This window comes from Moraxella sp. CTOTU47915 (genome assembly GCF_031986685.1).
In the GTDB taxonomy this organism is placed as follows: Bacteria; Pseudomonadota; Gammaproteobacteria; order Pseudomonadales; family Moraxellaceae; genus Faucicola; species Faucicola tetraodonis.
The window spans coordinates 77,226-96,120 of sequence record NZ_DAMAAE010000005.1; the positions used below are offsets into that span (position 1 = coordinate 77,226).

Annotated in this window: 17 protein-coding genes; 13 read left to right on the forward strand and 4 right to left on the reverse strand. The window is 43.5% G+C overall.

All coding sequences use genetic code 11. The features are described 5' to 3' along the window. Window positions 1-449 precede the first annotated feature (449 nt). Entirely contained in the window at window positions 450-1,649 is a 1,200-nt protein-coding gene (locus RTL34_RS05610) for a BaiN/RdsA family NAD(P)/FAD-dependent oxidoreductase (RefSeq protein ID WP_409455444.1), read from the forward strand. Between the two features lie 155 nt (window positions 1,650-1,804). On the opposite strand, the gene ygfZ is transcribed toward RTL34_RS05610, so the two are convergent. Continuing rightward, window positions 1,805-2,533, reverse strand: coding sequence for a CAF17-like 4Fe-4S cluster assembly/insertion protein YgfZ (gene ygfZ, locus RTL34_RS05615; protein ID WP_312115310.1), 729 nt, complete (start codon window positions 2,531-2,533; stop codon window positions 1,805-1,807). A gap of 264 nt (window positions 2,534-2,797) precedes the next feature. Between ygfZ and RTL34_RS05620 the strand changes: the two genes are divergently transcribed. The 8 genes from RTL34_RS05620 to pdxJ all read left to right on the forward strand — a co-directional run bounded on the left by RTL34_RS05620 (window position 2,798) and on the right by pdxJ (window position 10,191). Next, a complete protein-coding gene (locus RTL34_RS05620) occupies window positions 2,798-3,163 on the forward strand; it encodes a zinc ribbon domain-containing protein YjdM (RefSeq protein WP_159375429.1) in 366 nt (121 codons plus the stop codon). Between the two features lie 189 nt (window positions 3,164-3,352). Next, a complete protein-coding gene (lepA, locus tag RTL34_RS05625; RefSeq protein ID WP_065253830.1) occupies window positions 3,353-5,158 on the forward strand; it encodes a translation elongation factor 4 in 1,806 nt (601 codons plus the stop codon). A gap of 8 nt (window positions 5,159-5,166) precedes the next feature. Further along, the gene (lepB, locus tag RTL34_RS05630) at window positions 5,167-6,072 is read left to right on the forward strand and encodes a signal peptidase I (RefSeq protein WP_239743448.1); all 906 of its coding nucleotides are present in this window, start codon (window positions 5,167-5,169) and stop codon (window positions 6,070-6,072) included. Between the two features lie 107 nt (window positions 6,073-6,179). Continuing rightward, the gene (locus RTL34_RS05635) at window positions 6,180-6,572 is read left to right on the forward strand and encodes a DUF4845 domain-containing protein (protein ID WP_312115318.1); all 393 of its coding nucleotides are present in this window, start codon (window positions 6,180-6,182) and stop codon (window positions 6,570-6,572) included. 101 nt (window positions 6,573-6,673) lie between these two features. After that, window positions 6,674-7,459: a ribonuclease III gene (gene rnc / locus RTL34_RS05640; RefSeq protein WP_040403111.1), complete on the forward strand. Its 786-nt coding sequence runs from the start codon at window positions 6,674-6,676 to the stop codon at window positions 7,457-7,459. A gap of 115 nt (window positions 7,460-7,574) precedes the next feature. Beyond that, on the forward strand, window positions 7,575-8,624 hold the full coding sequence (gene era / locus RTL34_RS05645; protein WP_312115322.1) for a GTPase Era: 1,050 nt from the start codon (window positions 7,575-7,577) through the stop codon (window positions 8,622-8,624). A 22-nt stretch (window positions 8,625-8,646) separates the two neighbouring features. Continuing rightward, a complete protein-coding gene (recO, locus tag RTL34_RS05650; RefSeq protein ID WP_312115325.1) occupies window positions 8,647-9,402 on the forward strand; it encodes a DNA repair protein RecO in 756 nt (251 codons plus the stop codon). 39 nt (window positions 9,403-9,441) lie between these two features. Next, the gene (gene pdxJ, locus RTL34_RS05655) at window positions 9,442-10,191 is read left to right on the forward strand and encodes a pyridoxine 5'-phosphate synthase (protein ID WP_312115328.1); all 750 of its coding nucleotides are present in this window, start codon (window positions 9,442-9,444) and stop codon (window positions 10,189-10,191) included. A gap of 3 nt (window positions 10,192-10,194) precedes the next feature. Here pdxJ and RTL34_RS05660 read toward each other — a convergent pair whose 3' ends face one another. Continuing rightward, window positions 10,195-10,758, reverse strand: coding sequence for a GspH/FimT family pseudopilin (locus tag RTL34_RS05660; RefSeq protein ID WP_312115331.1), 564 nt, complete (start codon window positions 10,756-10,758; stop codon window positions 10,195-10,197). A 678-nt stretch (window positions 10,759-11,436) separates the two neighbouring features. Here RTL34_RS05660 and RTL34_RS05665 point away from each other — a divergent pair. From RTL34_RS05665 to RTL34_RS05680, 4 genes are all read left to right on the forward strand, one after another. Next, the gene (locus tag RTL34_RS05665; RefSeq protein WP_312115334.1) at window positions 11,437-12,594 is read left to right on the forward strand and encodes an OmpA family protein; all 1,158 of its coding nucleotides are present in this window, start codon (window positions 11,437-11,439) and stop codon (window positions 12,592-12,594) included. 166 nt (window positions 12,595-12,760) lie between these two features. Beyond that, window positions 12,761-14,599: a translational GTPase TypA gene (gene typA, locus RTL34_RS05670; RefSeq protein WP_160000965.1), complete on the forward strand. Its 1,839-nt coding sequence runs from the start codon at window positions 12,761-12,763 to the stop codon at window positions 14,597-14,599. Between the two features lie 194 nt (window positions 14,600-14,793). Beyond that, window positions 14,794-15,225, forward strand: a complete 432-nt coding sequence (gene mscL, locus RTL34_RS05675; protein ID WP_312115340.1) for a large conductance mechanosensitive channel protein MscL — start codon at window positions 14,794-14,796, stop codon at window positions 15,223-15,225. A gap of 92 nt (window positions 15,226-15,317) precedes the next feature. Continuing rightward, window positions 15,318-16,730: a D-amino acid dehydrogenase gene (locus tag RTL34_RS05680; protein WP_312115343.1), complete on the forward strand. Its 1,413-nt coding sequence runs from the start codon at window positions 15,318-15,320 to the stop codon at window positions 16,728-16,730. Here RTL34_RS05680 and phoR read toward each other — a convergent pair. Then, window positions 16,705-18,033: a phosphate regulon sensor histidine kinase PhoR gene (gene phoR, locus RTL34_RS05685; protein ID WP_312115345.1), complete on the reverse strand. Its 1,329-nt coding sequence runs from the start codon at window positions 18,031-18,033 to the stop codon at window positions 16,705-16,707. The genes RTL34_RS05680 and phoR overlap by 26 nt on opposite strands. 68 nt (window positions 18,034-18,101) lie before the next feature. Further along, complete coding sequence (gene phoB, locus RTL34_RS05690) at window positions 18,102-18,800, reverse strand: phosphate regulon transcriptional regulator PhoB (protein WP_036595303.1); 699 nt, start codon at window positions 18,798-18,800, stop codon at window positions 18,102-18,104. Between the last annotated feature and the right edge of the window lie 95 nt (window positions 18,801-18,895).

Here is an 18,895-nt window from a genome sequence, read left to right on the forward strand (position 1 = left end):
AAATAGGTAGCGGGCTTAACTTCAAAAACAACATTTTCACGTTGATAAACTAACATTGACAAGTTGGCAGTAACACGGGCTAGCAACAGAGCGATAAAACGAGCCATCAATAAACGTCCGCTCACTATGAAAATGCAATACAATCTAATCCTTGATTCTAGAGTGCCTTTTCCTTAGTTTGGCAAAAAATCACAAATTTTGCAATGTTACTCAGGATATTTTTAAGGATATTTTTTCAGATCTTGGACAAATATCTTTATTGTAAGCGGATTCCACTTTCGTCTTTTACTTGATAAATAGCAGTCATCATGCAGCAACAACATACTTCACCAAATACTTCACCAAAGATTGACACGGCTCAAAATCATGCTGGGTCAACAAACGCACAATCCACGTTTGCGTATGATGTCATCATCATCGGGGCAGGGGCATCAGGGCTATTTTGTGCGATGACGGCGGGCAAGCGCGGACGGCGGGTACTGGTGGTAGATCATGCCAATAAAGCGGGCAAGAAAATTCTTATGAGTGGCGGTGGGCGCTGTAATTTTACCAACTATGACATTGAGCCCAAACATTATTTAAGTAGCAATCCGCACTTTTGCAAATCAGCATTGTCACGCTATTTAAATTGGGATTTTATTGGCATGGTTAGCCAGTATCAGATTCCCTATCATGAGCGTGAGCATGGGCAACTGTTTTGTGATACCTCTGCCAATGATATTTTGCAAATGCTGTTGAATGAATGCCGTGCCAACCAAGTAACTATTCAACTAAAAACCACCATCCAGCAAATCCAAGCGTTACCCGACAATACGGGGTTTGTGTTAACTGTCAATCAACCAGCTAACCAACAGCCTCATCAACCAGCGCATCAAAAAAGTAGCGAGCAAACCTTAACTTGTCACTCGTTGGTAGTCGCCACAGGCGGACTGTCAATTCCGACCATGGGTGCGACAGGATTTGGTTACCAAGTAGCGCAGCAATTTGGGCATACCATTGTGCCAACATCGGCAGGACTAGTACCCTTTACCTTTACCGATAAAATTGGCGATGCGATTAAATCGTTATCGGGGGTTAGTTTTGAGGTCATTGCGTTTAACGAGCGCATCAGTTTTAGGTTGCCCGTGCTATTTACCCATCGAGGTTTATCCGGGCCTGCGATGTTACAGCTATCGAATTATTGGCACGTGGGCGAGCCGATTTTTATCAATTTATTCCCAAGCCTTGATATGGCAGCATTTTTAGCTGAGCAAAAAAAACAGCACCCAAAACAGCTGATCAGAATCGTGCTAAATGACCAGATAGGCGGGGCGGCGCTACCTAAAAAAGTGATGGCTACTTTGCAAAATTTATTGTGGCAAGACATGGCTGAGACTGAGCTTGCCAATATCAAAGACGAGAAGTTAGCGCAGCTTGGTGCGCAGCTCAATGCTTGGCGTTTGACGCCATCAGGCACTGAAGGCTATCGTACGGCTGAGGTCACACGCGGCGGCGTTGCGACCGATAAAGTCTCCTCAAAAACCATGCAAAGTCAGTTACAACCGAATTTGTATTTTATCGGCGAGGTGCTCGATGTTACTGGTTGGCTAGGTGGCTACAATTTCCAGTGGGCTTGGGCAAGTGGGTTTGTAGCTGGCGAAGTGGTTTAAGTATAAAGTGGTTTAGCTATAAAATGGTTTAGGTTTGAAGTGGGTTAGGCATTGATAAACCTAAAAAAATGGTTAAAAAAGGCATCAGCGAAATGCCTTTTTTATTTTAACCGATTTATTTTAACGCATTTACGTTAATCAAGTTTGGTGGGTGTTTAATGTTGGCGCGCAACCGGTTGTTGCAGTGCTTGAGGTAACTCAAGAATGATCAGGTTACTGGCGGCAATATCATCGGGACGCCCGACGACCAAGGCTTCAAAACCTGTGTCAGTGGCAATGCTATTGACCACATCGACACTGCCAATTTTTTCACCTGGGTTAGGTATATCACCGGTACCTGCTACGCGGTGGAGCCAAGCTTTTGGGCTGGCTTTAAAATATAACCGGGCAATGATTTCTTGACCTAAATAACAGCCTTTATCGTAGTCAACCCCGCCGTGTTGGTGTAGACGTAACTCTTGGGGTTGCCATAAGCCTTGGGTGGCTGTGACAATCCAGTAATTACCTGTAGCGATACTCGCTTTTTGCCATGCTTTGCGGTTAGCGTCGGTGTCAGAGCCATTCTCTGATTCACTAAAACTAGGTACCCCATTGTCAACAACCGCAAAAATATCACGTGGGGCTGATAAGGTAAGTTTTGAGAACGCCGCGTATTTTTTGATATGCTTGGCAAACTCATCGGCACAGTCTTGGCTGATGACGATTTGGTAAGCGTCATCCGCTATTTTCCTAATCCAAATACCCAACGCAACGCGCCCTTTGAGATTACTAATTGCGGTCGCTTGGTACTGCTCGCTGAGTTTGGTGACGTTGCAGGTCAGTTGTCCTTGCAAGAATTTTTGGGCATCGGCACCGGTTATATCAAAGACGACGAAATCTGTCATGGTGGCTCTCTTTTTATTTGCTAAAAAAATTATAATCAAAGTTTTGCACAATTGGGCTCGGACTGCAATCATGCTTTATTAGGTTATGCTTGACTAAATGCTGGTTTAAGTCCTGCTTGAATAAGTTCTGATTTAATGCTGTTACTAGGTCATCTGTCAGAGGGTTTGTCTGTACTAGCTGATTACTATTATTGGGGTGACTTATCGCGTACAATACACTATCTTAAGACCATTAAATTTTTCTAAGATAATTGAGCGTGTGCTATGAGTTTACCTGCCTGTCCCCCATGCCCCAAGTGTAAAGAAAATTATACCTACCAAGATGGCGATTTATTGATTTGCCCGATGTGTGGCTTTGAAGCAGCGCAGCAGGCATGGCAAGCGGGCGAAACCGAAGCAGACAGCGAGCAAGTTATTAAAGATGCTGTCGGCAATGTGCTACAAGATGGGGATAGTGTGACGGTTATTAAAGACTTAAAAGTCAAAGGCGCAAGCACGCCCATTAAAGTTGGCACCAAAGTCAAATCCATTCGCCTGCTCCATGATGCTACCGATGATCATGATATTGATTGTAAAATTGACGGTTTTGGCGCGATGAAACTCAAATCCAGCGTCGTCAAAAAAGCCTAGCTTGGGGAGGGTTTGGGCTTTGTTTGGGGCTTTGCGTTTGCAATGGATATTGACACCCAAAGCTTATCTTTTTTTATGATCTCCCAAAAGCTGTCACAATAAATTCAGTAGGTGATTGTAGAAAAATACGTTACAATAAGGCTATTTTTCTACAAATTTAATCATATACTTTTTTGTTAGTAGGTAATTGTGACCGCCTTATCTCATATTCGTAATTTTTCTATTATTGCCCATATCGACCACGGTAAATCCACGCTTGCCGACCGCATTATCCAAATGTGTGGTGGTCTACAAGCACGTGAAATGCAGGCGCAAGTACTTGACTCGATGGATATTGAGCGCGAGCGCGGTATTACCATTAAAGCCCAATCTGTCACACTGTATTATAACCACCCAAACGGTGACAAATACCAATTTAACTTTATTGATACCCCAGGGCACGTTGATTTTTCGTATGAAGTGTCGCGTTCACTGGCGGCTTGTGAAGGCGCTTTGCTGGTGGTTGATGCCGCGCAAGGCGTAGAAGCGCAGTCGGTTGCCAACTGTTATACCGCAATTGAGCAGGGGCTTGAAGTATTACCGGTACTCAACAAGATTGACTTACCGCAAGTGGATCCCGAGCGCGTGATTCAAGAAATCGAAGACATTATCGGGATTGAAGCGATGGATGCACCGCGCGTGTCTGCCAAGACAGGCGTGGGCGTGGATGATTTGCTACAAGCGATTGTTGAGCGTATTCCCGCGCCCGAAGGCGACCGTGATGCCCCTTTGCAAGCGTTAATTATTGACTCATGGTTTGACAATTATCTTGGCGTTGTGTCATTGGTACGTGTGCGTCAAGGCACGCTCAAAAAAGACGATAAAATCCATATCAAATCTACCAAAGGCACGCATATTGTGACATCGATTGGGGTATTTACCCCAAAATCGTTTGAGACCAATATCTTAGAAGCCGGTGAAGTAGGCTTTGTGATTGCCGGTATCAAAGACATTGGCGGGGCGCCTGTGGGTGATACCATTACCCTTGCCAAAACCCCAGATGTAGATAGCATACCAGGGTTTAAAAAGGTCAAGCCGCAAGTCTATGCCGGTATGTTCCCTGTTGATTCGAGTGACTTTGAGGCGTTTCGTGAAGCGCTACAAAAACTGCAAGTCAATGACGCTGCGTTGTTTTTTGAGCCTGATACCTCTGATGCCCTTGGGTTTGGTTTTCGCTGTGGTTTCTTGGGGATGCTCCATATGGAAATCATCCAAGAGCGTCTTGAGCGTGAATACGATTTAGATTTGATTACTACCGCCCCGACCGTTATTTACGAAATCAAAAAACGCAATGGCGAGATTATCCAAATCGATAACCCATCAAAAATGCCTGACCCAGGTCTGATTGATGAGTTTCGTGAGCCGATTGCGCGCTGTCATATTCTGGTGCCACCCGATTATTTGGGTAACGTGATGACATTATGTATCGAGCGTCGTGGTATCCAAGTTGATATGAAGTTTATGGGACAGCAAGTCCAATTGACCTTTGATATTCCGATGGGCGAAGTGGTCATGGACTTTTTTGACCGTCTAAAATCAGTGTCACGTGGCTTTGCGTCACTTGATTACGGTTTTGAGCGCTTTGAAACAGATAAACTGGTACGGGTAGATGTACTCATTAATGGCGAAAAAGTTGATGCATTGGCGATGATTTGCCATGCTGAGCAAGCGCGCTATCGCGGTAATCAGTTGGTTGAAAAAATGAAAGAATTGATTCCGCGTCAAATGTTTGATGTGGCTATTCAAGCGGCAATTGGTAGCCAAATCATCGCCCGTAGTACCGTCAAAGCCATGCGTAAAGACGTACTTGCCAAATGTTATGGTGGTGACGTGTCGCGTAAGAAAAAACTACTGTCAAAGCAAAAAGAAGGTAAAAAACGCATGAAGCAAGTGGGACGTGTTGAGATTCCACAAGAAGCGTTTTTGGCGGTATTAAAAGTGGATAATCAGTCGTAGAGGCAAGTATGGATTTTGATTTTAATTTGATTCTTGTCCCTGCGACCTTGATTTTGGGCGCTATTTGGCTACTGGATAAATTGGTACTAAAGCAAAAGCAAAGCAAAGGATTGGAGAAATCGACTGCGCCGGTGCGATGGGCGTATGATTTTTTCCCGATTTTAGCGATTGTGCTCGTAGTGCGCTCGTTTTTGATTGAGCCGTTTAATATCCCCTCATCGTCGATGGTGCCCACCCTTTATACGGGTGACTTTATTGCGGTCAACAAATACGCGTATGGTATACGCTTGCCACTGGTGAATACCAAGGTGCTTGATTTGGGCGCGCCACAGCATGGTGATGTGGTGGTATTTCGCTATCCTGAAAACCCAAAAATTTATTATATCAAGCGGGTGATTGGCGTGGGTGGGGATACGGTGAGCTTTAACAACGGGCAGTTAAGCGTCAATGGCAAAGCGATTGCGACCACGCCAGCAAACTTTACTCCCGACCCTAAGATGACAGCGCAGCTATATCCGCCAGGTAAAACCGAGACCGGTGAGCTTGTGACAGCTGAGCAAGCAGCACAACTGGGCAATCAAGAAGAATTGTCTGCCAAATACGTGCAAGAATCACCCAGTAGCAATCATCAACATTTGGTGCGCTATTTGGGTGACAAAAATTGGTTTCAATATGCCAGCTTTTTGCAGCAAGCCTCACCTCAATTGATGGCGAGCCAAGGTCAACAATGGCAACTAACAGTGCCTGAAGGACACTATTTTGTGATGGGCGATAACCGTGATCGCAGTGCTGATGGTCGTTTTTGGGGGTTTGTACCTGATGAGAACCTAGCGGGTAAAGCCGTGTATGTGTGGACGCACAAAGCCAGTGGATTAAGTTTACCCACTTTTAATCGCAATGGCGCAATACACTAACCGCTTACTTTAAAAAATTGGATATCAAAGCCTTTGTTGTTGAGAATATTTAATTAACTAAAGCTTACATTAACCTATCTTGAGCGATGATAAAAGGAGAATACGGCATGAACCTACCAAGTCATCAGCGCGGCGCCAGCGTTACGGGTATCGTGATTATGATTGTACTCATCGTCGTGTGTGCCAAAATCGGTTTAGCTATTATCCCTGCCCAAGTCGGTCACTACCAACTCAAAAAATCGTTGGCATTTGAACTCAAAAAGTCCAATGACAATAAAGAAAGTGTCAAAGAGTTTTTAGGTAATGTCAATTCCCAATGGCATATCAATGGTCTCAGCCAAAAGGCAGAGGACGTCGTGGAAGTGGTGGATAATACGCCAGGTGCGATGTCAGTGAAATTGAAATACGATGAAGCAAACAACTTTTTTGGTAACGTCGATATCGTCAATCGCTTTGAAGATACCATTAGCGCAGAAGATGCCAAAGTCGCCAAGCAATAGTTATTAGTTATTAGTTATTGAGCTTGTAGCCCCAATCTTAAGTAAGTGATAGTCATGTGATGATTTCACTGGCTAATACATTTTCTAACAATTTGAAGCAGATGAATTTACCAATCACTATCCCTACCTTTAATCTCAAAAAACTACCGCCACAAGTGCGTCAATTAACCGCGCTGTTTTATCAAATGGGTTATCAGTTTGATAATGTGAATTTACCCATTATGGCACTCATGCATCGCTCATTTGATAGCGAACACAATTACGAGCGATTAGAGTTCTTGGGAGATGCATTGCTCGGTGTTATCATCGCAGAAGCCTTATTTTTGCGCTATCCCGACTATAATGAAGGTCGGCTCAGTCGCTTACGTGCATCGCTTGTGCGCGAAGAAACTTTGGTGATTATTGCAAAGCAGCTCAATCTGTCAGATTATTTGATTTTAGGGGTGGGCGAGCGTAAAGGCGGTGGTCGTCAGCGCGCCTCAATCTTGGCAGATAGCGTTGAAGCCTTGATTGGCGCTATTTATCTTGATAGTCAAAATTTTGATACGGTTAAGGCTTGTGTGCTGGCGTGGTTTGAAGATTTGTTCGAAAAAGTGAAAGAACAAAAAGTGCTAAAAGATGCCAAAAGCCGTTTACAAGAGCTGTTGCAAGCACACCAACTTGCGCTGCCCCGCTATGAAGTGACCGAAACCATTGGCAATGCCCCCAATCAAATTTTTGTGGTCAGCTGCCAAGTCGAAATTATTTTTGACAATAAAACCGCCAAACCCATAGCACCGACCCAAGCTTTAGTCACAGCCCAAGGTGAAAGTCGCCGTATTGCCGAGCAGCGCTGCGCCGAAGCCATGCTGGCTAAAATCAGTGATTTGTTACCCCCGCTGCGCTAATTTGCCGACCTGCCATACCGTCAACACCCAAATTTGCTGAAATGCTTACTGAAATTTGCTCAAAACTATTCTACAATAATTTGTACCCTTTAAACCAATGTTGAGATCCCACTTTATGTCTAACCAAGCAGACGCTACCCAACAAACAACCACTGACCCAGCTGTCGACAATCCATCAGCGGACAACAACCAGGATGTTATCAGTCAATTCTTCAGTGGGCAAAGTGAAGCAGCGCCCGTGCGCGCAGTGGATTTTCGCACGGGTTATGTAGCCATTGTCGGACGTCCAAACGTGGGTAAATCAACGTTAATGAATCATGTGTTGGGTCAAAAATTGTCGATTACCTCGCGAAAACCCCAAACCACCCGCCATCGTATTATGGGAATTTTGACCAACGAGCAACTACAAGCGATTTTTGTTGACACCCCAGGTATCCATAGCCGCGAAGTGCGCGCTATCAATGAGCGTATGAATAAAGCAGCAACTTCGGCTTTGGCAGACGTTGATGCGGTATTGTTTGTGATTGATAGCCTAAAATGGGTGGAAGATGATGAGCTGGTGTTTGCCAAAGTCCAAAATTTGAGTGTCCCTGTGATTGCAGTGATTAATAAGAGCGACACCATTAAGGACGAAGCTCAGCTGTTCGCGCTACTACAAAAACTGCATGACACCCAAGTATTTAGCGATATCGTGCCCGTATCTGCGTTACGTGCGCATAACTTAGATGAGCTAGTACGAGTCATCGGTAAGCATTTACCGATTGCAGCGCCAATCTATGATGCAGAACAAGTTACTGACCGTTCGGAACGTTTTTTAGCCAGTGAAATCATTCGTGAAAAAGTGATGCGCGCATCGGGCGATGAGATTCCTTACGATTTAACCGTACAAATCGACACCTTCAAGGATGAGCCCGCGCATCAAGACCCAAAAACAGGCAAATGGCGTAAAGCTGTGACCTTTATCGATGCCACGATTTTTGTCGAGCGTCAAGGTCAAAAGGTGATTGTCATCGGTGATAAAGGCGAAAAAATCAAACAAATCGGCATCGAAGCGCGCCAAGACATGGAAAAAATGTTTGATAAAAAAGTGATGCTAACGCTGTGGGTCAAAGTCAAAAAAGGCTGGTCAGATGATGAGCGTGCGCTAACGAGCTTGGGCTACTAAGCAATAAGGCAAATAAGCTACTATGCGCAATCAACTGCTAACAGGTTATATTCTGCACCAGAAGCCGTATGGTGAAAGCCGTAGTTTAATTTACCTGTTTAGTGAAGAATGGGGCGTAGTACATGGTATCGGTAAAAAAAACTTACCGCTATTTGTCCCTATACAATTTTTTGGCAATGGTAAAAACAGCCTAAAAACTTTTAGTCAAAGCCAAATTTTGCAAAATCACATTACCCTTACAGGACAAAGCCTGTATGCAGGCATGTATCTCAATGAGATTTTGCAAAAACTATTGCCTGTTGAAGAGCCGTTTGCTGAGATATGGCAAGCATATCAGCAGTGCGTTGCCAACATGGCAACGCTGTTTGTCGACCCAGCGCAATCGCCATATGATATGACCCGTCTAAAGTGGTATTTAAGACGCTTTGAAAATGTATTGTTTGAACAATTAGGCTATGGGTTCGATTTTGCTAAAGATGCGTTAGGGGATTTAATAGTCTCATCGCAGCGTTATCAATACCAACTACAGCAAGGATTTATGCCAGTTTTACCCTTGGATAAACCCGACATATCATTAACAGGTGAGCAGGTGCTAACTTGGTATCAATGTTTGCAAGACGAAACGCGCTTTAACCAAATGATGCAACAAGATTTTGATTTAGCCAAACAATTGGTCAATAGTATCAGTGCCATGCACCGCCATTTGATGGATAATTTACTCAATTATCAAACCCTGCAAAGCCGAGAACTTTGGCAGCAGCTTACCCAATATCAATAAGCTTACCCACTATCAATCATAGACAAAATAGGGCATATCATGACCAGCAATCAACCCTTACTCGGTGTGAATATCGACCATATTGCAACGTTGCGTCAAGCGCGCGGCGTGGCTTATCCCGATCCTGTGGCAGGTGCGTTAATTTGTGAGCAGGCAGGGGCGGATGGTATTACGCTGCATTTGCGTGAAGATCGTCGTCACATTCAAGATGATGATGTTTATCGGCTTGCCAAAGTCATAACCACTCGTATGAACCTTGAAATGGCAGTCACTGACGAGATGGTAGCGATAGCCTGTGATGTTAAGCCAGCTTGGGTGTGCTTTGTCCCTGAAAAACGCCAAGAACTGACCACCGAAGGCGGACTTGATGTGATTGGTAATCAGCACAAAATAGCCAGTGCGATTCAACAGTTACATCAAGTCGGCACTCAAGTGTCACTATTCATTGATCCAGAGTTGGCACAAATTGATAAAAGCATTGCGCTCGGGGCAGATGCCATTGAACTACACACGGGCGCCTATGCTGACTATTGTTTGCAACACGATCAAGTTAAAATTAGCCAGGAAATTACCCGTATCAAAACAGCCGTGACTCATGCCCACCAGGCAAAAGCAAGTTTACTGGTCAATGCGGGGCACGGTCTTACCCGTGACAACGTTGCACCCATTGCTGATATTGGTGGCATCCATGAACTAAACATTGGTCATGCTATTATTGCAGACAGTGTGTTTATGGGGCTTAGCCAAGCGGTGAGCGCAATGAGAAAAGCATTTACGGTAAAAGCCTAGCTGTTAGGGGCAATTAAATTGTTCAACTGAGTAGGGCTTATATTTAATAATGCCTGTTTTGCTAAAACTTATCTTTAGTCGATTATCGACCTTACCATCTAAAGGGCAGTATTGAATATTACCCATATAACCAATGGGTCTAGCATTTTCTGGCTTAAAAATAATATAGTTGTTATTCAGCGAGATATTTGCCGTCAGCACCCCCCAGGACAAATCTAACGTAAGCTGATGATTGAGTTTATCTACCGCTGCCTCATAGCTGTTATTGTTATTTTTATCGATAAAGCTAATCAGCTGATGACCGCCAGTTGTCACGCAAGCCAAGTTATCATTGGCGACACAGGCTATCACAGGGTTTTGATAAATCAACGCCTCTTGTTTTGCACTGCTTAAAAAATTCATTAAGCTTGAAGCGGTGCTTTTTGCTTCCATTTGCTTTAAGCTGTTGGTAATAGTAATCGAAGCCATCGCTACGATGATAGATAAAACAGTCAAAACGACGACTGTTTCAATTAAAGTAAACCCCTGTCTTTTTATTGAGAATACGTTGGCTTTCGAATCATTCATGCTATTAAAGCTACCGGTTAAGTGATGATGGGATAACACAATAAAGGACTTTAGTTCATTATTATATAGAGTTCAAAAGAATTAACAAACAAATATTGAACTATAAGGTAAGGCTGGTGGCTAGAAAGTGAATGAAAGCGACTAAACGACTGATGTTATCAGGTAATGGAATGTCTATTCTAGATAGTAAGGATTTCATAGGCACAGATGGGTTTAAATGTTCAAATACCTATTGTTACTGGTTCTAAAACATTATTGAGAAAAAACTGTTGTGCCTGAAACGTAAATGTCTCATTTATTTAGTAAGTGAATGTCACTAGAATGTATCATTTAGTGACAGTATGAATTTAAGATATGGTAAATTTAAATAGACTGTATTAAAATCCTTTTCGAGAGAAGTGTATAGTTTTGATGTGTAATGTCGAATCATGATGGTTGTTGAATTCTTAGTATCGAGCGTAAGCGATTAGCTTGGCTACTAAAAAATAAAAATATAACATATTGTGATGTTCGTGTAATATTGTGTAGCAATGTAAAAAAAAGAGTTGTAAACACAATTTTTAGGCGTTAAGCTATATTTAACAAGTTCATAAAGTACATGTTTTTTGATGTATTATTTTGTGAATTAACTATCAGGTTATTTTAATTTAAAATAAGCCAATCCTTTGGAGGACTTCTATGAAGCTAAATAAAATCGCTCTAGCAGTTGTTGCTGCAGCTGTTATGCCAGTAGCCGCTAACGCAGGCGTTACTGTTACACCTTTACTACTAGGTTATCATTATGTAGATGGTATCAGCAAAACTGAAGACAAACAAGGCGAACAATTCGCAGGTACTCACCAACGTAACGACTTGTACACTGGTGCAGGTATTGGTATCGAATTGACACCTACTATCGCACTTGAATTAGAGTACGGTGAAACTGATTCTGACGCATTAAATGGCAACGGCGATAAAGTTAACGGACATAAGTTTGAACAAAAATCATACTCAGGTAACTTTACTATCGGTACTGAAACCTTTAGTGGCTATACTAACAGCCCATTCAAGCCATATGTGTTAATCGGTGCAGGTCAATCAAAAACCTCAATGGCATTTGATGATGGCAGCAAAGCAACTTCTAAAGACACTATCGGTAACTTAGGTCTTGGTGCTTACTACCGAATCAATGACGCATTAAGCTTACGTGGTGAAGGTCGTGCGATCTATAACTTCGATAACGATTGGTGGGAAGGTCTAGCGTTAGCAGGTCTTAACGTGGTTCTAGGTGGTCACTTGGCACCAGCAGCACCATTGGTTGAACCTACTCCCGTTGAGCCAATCGTTTTGACTGATGGTGATGATGACCAAGATGGCGTACCAAATAGCGTTGACAAATGCCCAGGCACTCCATTAAATGTTGTTGTAGATGCTGACGGTTGCCCACGTGAAATCCCATTTGATGATTCATTACGTATGGAATTACGTGTATTCTTTGACAATGACAAAACTGTCATCAAAGATCAGTACAAACCAGAAATCCAAAAAGTTGCTGAAAAAATGAATGAATATCCAAATTCAACAGCTTCAATTGAAGGTCACGCTTCAAAAACTGGTCCATCTGCGCGTTACAACCAACGTTTGTCTGAAGCACGTGCAAATGCGGTTAAATCAATGTTAGTTAACCAATTTGGTGTTGCACCACAACGTATTAGCACAGTGGGTTACGGTTATGACCGCCCAATCGCAGACAACAACACTGCTGAAGGCCGTGCAATGAACCGTCGTGTATATGCTATCATCACTGGTAACAACTCTGGCACAACTGTTCAAACTAAAGACATGAACGTACAATAATTAGTTATTAAATAAAAAAAGCTACCCTCGTTGGTAGCTTTTTTTATTTTTATTATCAGCTATAAACTCAACTTAGATAAATTTAATCTATTTTTAACGATAAGATGTTATACTACCGCGTGTTTTAATTTTCCTTCCTAGCCGAATTTTCAAGAGCTATTTTTTTATGTCAGATTCAATCAAAAATCTTCGCAATATTGCGATTATTGCCCACGTTGACCATGGTAAAACTACTCTAGTCGATAAACTGTTACAACAATCAGGTACTTTTGGTGAGCGTGCCGCAGAAGTTGAACGCGTCATGGACTCTAACGCATTAGAGCAAGAGCGTGGTATTACCATTTTAGCCAAAAATACGGCGATCAAATGGACCAATCCTAAAGACGGCGTTGAATACCGTATTAACATCGTCGACACCCCCGGTCACGCTGACTTCGGTGGTGAAGTTGAACGTGTGATGTCGATGGTTGACTGTGTGTTGTTATTAGTTGATGCCGTTGATGGTCCTATGCCACAAACCCGTTTTGTGACCTCAAAAGCATTTGCCCGTGGCTTAAAGCCAATCGTGGTGATTAATAAAATTGATAAACCAAGCGCCCGTCCAGACTGGGTCATGGATCAGGTGTTTGATTTGTTTGATAATTTGGGTGCGACAGATGAGCAGCTAGATTTTCCCATCGTTTATACCTCTGCCATGAATGGTATTGCAGGGTTATCGCCTGACGAGCTTGCAGAAGATATGCAGCCATTGTTTGAAACCATCGTTAATGTCGTTGAGCCACCACAGGTGGATACGGACGGTCCATTCCGTATGCAGATTTCAAGCCTTGATTATGATAACTTCAAAGGTTTGATTGGTATCGGTCGTATTCAGCGTGGGTCAGTTAAAACCAATACGCCTGTAACAATTGTGGATAAAGAAGGTAATAAACGTAACGGCCGTATCCTACAAATTATGGGTTACCATGGTCTTGACCGTATCGAAGTACCTATGGCGCAGGCCGGTGATATCGTCTGTATCACGGGTATCGATGCGTTAAATATTTCTGATACTATCTGTGATCCACAAAACGTAGAAGCCTTACCAGCGCTAAGTGTCGATGAGCCAACCGTATCGATGACTTTCCAAGTGAACAACTCACCATTCGCGGGTAAAGAAGGTAAATTCGTGACGTCACGCAATATTCGTGAGCGCCTAGAACGTGAGTTAATTCATAACGTGGCACTTCGCGTGGAAGATACCGACAGTCCTGATAAATTTAAAGTCTCAGGTCGTGGAGAACTTCACTTGTCTGTATTGATTGAGAATATGCGCCGTGAAGGTTTTGAGCTGGGTGTATCACGTCCAGAAGTAATTGTTCGTGAAATCGAAGGTGAGAAACAAGAGCCGTTTGAAAATGTGATTTTTGATGTTGAAGAACAGCACCAAGGCGCGGTAATGGAGCAAATGGGCTACCGTAAAGGCGAATTGACCAATATGGAAGTTGACGGCAAAGGCCGTATCCGTATTGAAGCGGTGGTGCCGTCACGTGGTTTGATTGGTTTTCGCTCTGAGTTCTTAACCATTACCTCAGGTACTGGTATCATGACTTCAAGTTTCTCACATTATGGTCCTGTCAAAACAGGCGATGTGGCAAAACGCCAAAATGGTGTGTTGATTTCTATGGTGAATGGTACTGTATTGGGCTATGCGCTATTTAATCTTCAAGAACGTGGTCGTATGTTTGTATCACCACAAACTGAAGTCTATGAAGGTATGATTGTCGGTCAAAACTCACGTAGCGATGACATGGTAGTCAATCCAACCAAAGCAAAACAGTTGACGAACGTGCGCGCCAGTGGTACCGATGATGCGATTATTTTAACGCCGCCAATCATTTTTACCCTTGAACAAGCGCTTGAATTTATTGAAGATGATGAGCTGGTTGAGGTGACACCAAAATCAATTCGTCTACGCAAAAAATACTTGACTGAAAATGAGCGTAAACGTAACGGTCGTAAATAATAGCGAATCTACGCGATAAAAATTTTGAAAAAGCCTAACATTTATTTACAAAAAGCTTGTACCTGTTACAAGCTTTTTTAATTTAATCTACACACTGGCAAAGCAAAGATTTAAAATTTTACACAATTCCTTATGATGATAAGGGTTTTTTAGTCAACGATTGTAGCAATTATTTTGAAAGTAGGAGAAGTTATATGAGTATGATGTCAGAATTTAAAGAGTTTGCCCTCAAAGGCAATGTGATGGATTTGGCAGTGGGTGTCATCATCGGCGGCGCATTTGGTAAAATCACCACGTCGTTGGTAGAAGATATTATTATGCCGATTATCTCTGCGATTATGGGCGGCAGAATCGACTTTACCAATATGTTTGTGGTGTTAGGTGATGTACCTGCAGGCACCGCTATGACGTATGATGCGCTCAAAAAAGCGGGTGTGCCTGTATTTGCATATGGTAATTTTGTCACCATCTTAATCAACTTTATTATTTTGGCATTTATCATATTTATGTTGGTGAAAGCCATGAACCGCCTACGCCGCCAAAGCGAAGCGCAAGATGCGGCTGCACCAGAACCTTCAGAAGAAGTACTATTGCTACGTGAAATCAGCAGTAAATTAAGCAAATAACGCTTTGTGCCCACGCTGATAGATTAAAATTTCAGCCCATGTTATTTATAAATGAAAAAAAGCCTCCATGATAACTGGGGGCTTTTTATTGATTGCTAGTCAATCTACATTTTTTATCTATACATATTCATCAGCTAACGACAGTAAGGCAAGTTATGACAAAGCAGGTTATCGTGCTTGGTGCGGGGGTGGTGGGTGTCACTACTGCTTGGCAGCTTCGACAAGCAGGGTTTGAGGTAACGGTAATCGAGCGCGAAAGTAGTGCGGCATTGTCAACATCGTTTGCCAATGGTGGGCAAATATCTGTGTCACATGCCACGCCTTGGGCAAATCCTGATACACCCTATAAAGCGCTAAAATGGTTATTTCGAGAAGATGCCCCATTGTTGTTTCGCTGGCGTCGGTTGTTGGGTTTGCCCGGCAGTACAGCGCAAGATACAGCCCCTGATATGGCACTGTGGCGATGGGGTTGGCAGTTTTTGCAGCAATGCAATGCGAAAAGTGCCGATGCTAATTTGGTGCAGATGGTCAATTTAGGATTATACTCTCGGCAGATACTGGGGGAGGTTAGGGCGCAAACACACATTGATTATGACTGTCTGACACGCGGTATTATGCATTTTTATACCGATCATGCTGAGTTTCAGGCAGCGATAGCACCCACTAAACGGATGCAGCAATTGGGTTGTGATCGGCAAGTGATTAGTGTGGATAAAGCGATAGAATTAGAGCCTGCGTTAACTGGTATTGGCAAAGAATTGGTTGGAGCGACTTATACGGCACTTGATGAATCAGGGGATGCCCAAAAATTCACTCATCGCTTGGCAGCACTTTGTCAACAGCAAGGGGTAACATTTTTATTTAATACTGCTATCAAACGACTTATTTATCATAACCAACACATTGATGGTGTGGAAGTAATCTCCGTTGATAGTAGAGACAATACCGCTTTGCCAGCGCAGTCACAGATACTGTCCGCCGATGCGTATGTACTGGCGTTAGGGAGCTATAGTCCTGCCTTAGTCAAAGCATTGGGTATCAATCTACCCATCTATCCTGCCAAAGGCTATTCAGCCACTTATGCTGTGTTGCGACCCGATGAGACACCTTATGTAAGCTTGATTGATGATGAGTTTAAACTGGTATACTCGCGCTTAGGCGATCGCTTGCGAGTAGCAGGAACGGCTGAATTTAACAGTTTTAACCTTGAGCTAAATCCCATTCGTTGCCAAGCGATTACGCGGCGGGTGAGAGAGGTGTTTGGAGATGCGGTAGATTTGACCGAGCCGAATTATTGGACAGGGCTGCGACCGATGACACCGTCAAATGTGCCGATTATCGGTCGCGCGGTCAATCGCCAAGGACGTATTGATAATTTGTATCTCAACACCGGACATGGCACTTTGGGCTGGACGCACTCGAACGGCTCAGCAAAAGCGATGGCTGATATCATGCAAGGGCGTCAGCCACCAGTAAATTTTAACTTTGTGGGCTTGCAGGATTAAGGGATTGGGTTGGGATACTAGCAGATTTTGGAAAGGTCACAGTAAAGGTCGAGCCTTTGCCAACTGTGGAGGTGATATCCAAGGTGGCATGATGCTGATACAAGACATGCTTAACAATTGCTAGCCCCAAACCAGTACCCCCTGTGTCACGGCTTCGACCCGTGTCCACGCGATAAAAACGCTCGGTTAAGCGCTGAATATGGCGCTGCTCGATACCAATGCCATTGTCGGTCACGCTAAAACATACCCCCGCGTCACACTCATGCCAGCTAATACTAATCTCCCCACCTTTGGGGGTGTATTTCATGGCATTGGTAATCAGGTTACTGAGCGCACTTCGCAGATAATCTTCATAACCCAAAATATGTAACGTGCTGTCGATATGCAAATGAATCATATGGTCGTATGACTTGTTGTACATCTGCGCATCGTCAAACAATTGCATTAGCATTTTGGGAATATCAATATCTTTGGGCTCAGTGGGCTTTTCATCGTTCTCTAGTCGAGATAATAACAGTAAGTCATTAATGATGTTATTCATGCGCTGACTTTGCTGCATCATCTGAGTAAACGCGCGAGCAATACGCGGATCTAAATCAGGCTGTTCACTCAAAGTCTCCACATACCCCATGATGACGGTAAGCGGTGTGCGAAGTTCATGCGAAACATTGGCCACAAAGTCTTTTCGCATCTGTTCTAAATGCTGAAAACGGGTGACATCATAAATCAGCAGTAATTTTTCTTGCCCAAATTTGGTAATCTTGCACTGCACATAGCGCTCGATATTAGACGGGTTATGGATACGCACACCATCTGGATAGTCTTCAATGTGGTGATAATATTGATGAAAAAGCGGGTTGCGAATAATGGTCAACACATTGCGACCTTGGTCGGGCGCTTTAAAATGAAAAAGCCGCTCGGCAGAGTTGTTCCACCATTCGATACAGTCGTTTTTATCAATCAGAATAATCGAGTCTTGCAATGCGCTCAGCGAGTCACGCACTTTTTGCACCAGCGAAACGGTTTGCTGATGCGCCAATTTCTCTTGGCGATTGACTTGGTAGATATTGCTGGCAACGACACTAAGGTTGGGCTCAAATGCAGGCGGCGGCTCATCGGGGTTTTTGTTATACCACGCTTTAAAGCGTTGTATCGACCATAAAAAATATAGCTGATACAAGCAAAGCCCTATCGCCAGTCCCCAACCCCAAAACCCTAATAGCCCGCCAATCAACAGCCCGGCAACCCCAGCTGTCACCACGGGTGAAATGCTCGCCCACATATTAATTTTTCTAGCATCCATTGAGAAAGCTTACTATAGCGAAGTTGGGATAAGTTGGCAAAAATTTCAATGCGATTAATCAGGCTATTTTAGTCGATTTTATTAGAAAAGCGATAGCCTGTGCCACGTACAGTTTGGATATAGTCCGCAAACCCAAATGGCTCAAGCACTTTACGCAGGCGGCGGATATGCACGTCAATGGTACGATCTTCGACATACACATTGCCACCCCACACTTGATCGAGTAGCTGGGTGCGGGTATAAGCCCGCTCGGGATGACTCATAAAGAAAGCAAGTAGCCGATACTCTGTCGGTCCGATATCCACCGCTTTGTTATTGGCACTCACGCGCTGACTGGCAGGGTCTAGCGACAAGCCGCCTACGTCAATGGGTTTTTCGCCTGACAATGCGCTACTACGGCGCAATACCGCTTTGATACGGGAAACCAGTTCACGGGTGGAAAACGGCTTGGTGATATAGTCATCTGCCCCAGCGTCAAGTCCTTGAACTTTGTTATCTTCTTCGCCTTTGGCGGTGAGCATGATGATAGGGATTTCAGAGAGCATTTCATCTTTTTTCAGGCGGCGGCATAAATCAATGCCTGACAGCCCATTGGGTAGCATCCAATCTAATAAGATGAGGTTGGGGCGATGATCGACCGCCAAGTGATGGGCTTGAGAGACTTCCGAGGCTTGCAAACAATCAAATCCTGCCATCTCTAATGTGGTCACGATCATTTCTCGAATGGCAGGCTCATCTTCCACCACCAAAATAGTTTCATTTTTCATAAGTTTCTCAAGCGATAAAAATAGGCAACTGTTTGTCAAAACAATTTTATGACAACAATATTACAATGCCCATATTACAACTTCAGAATATGACA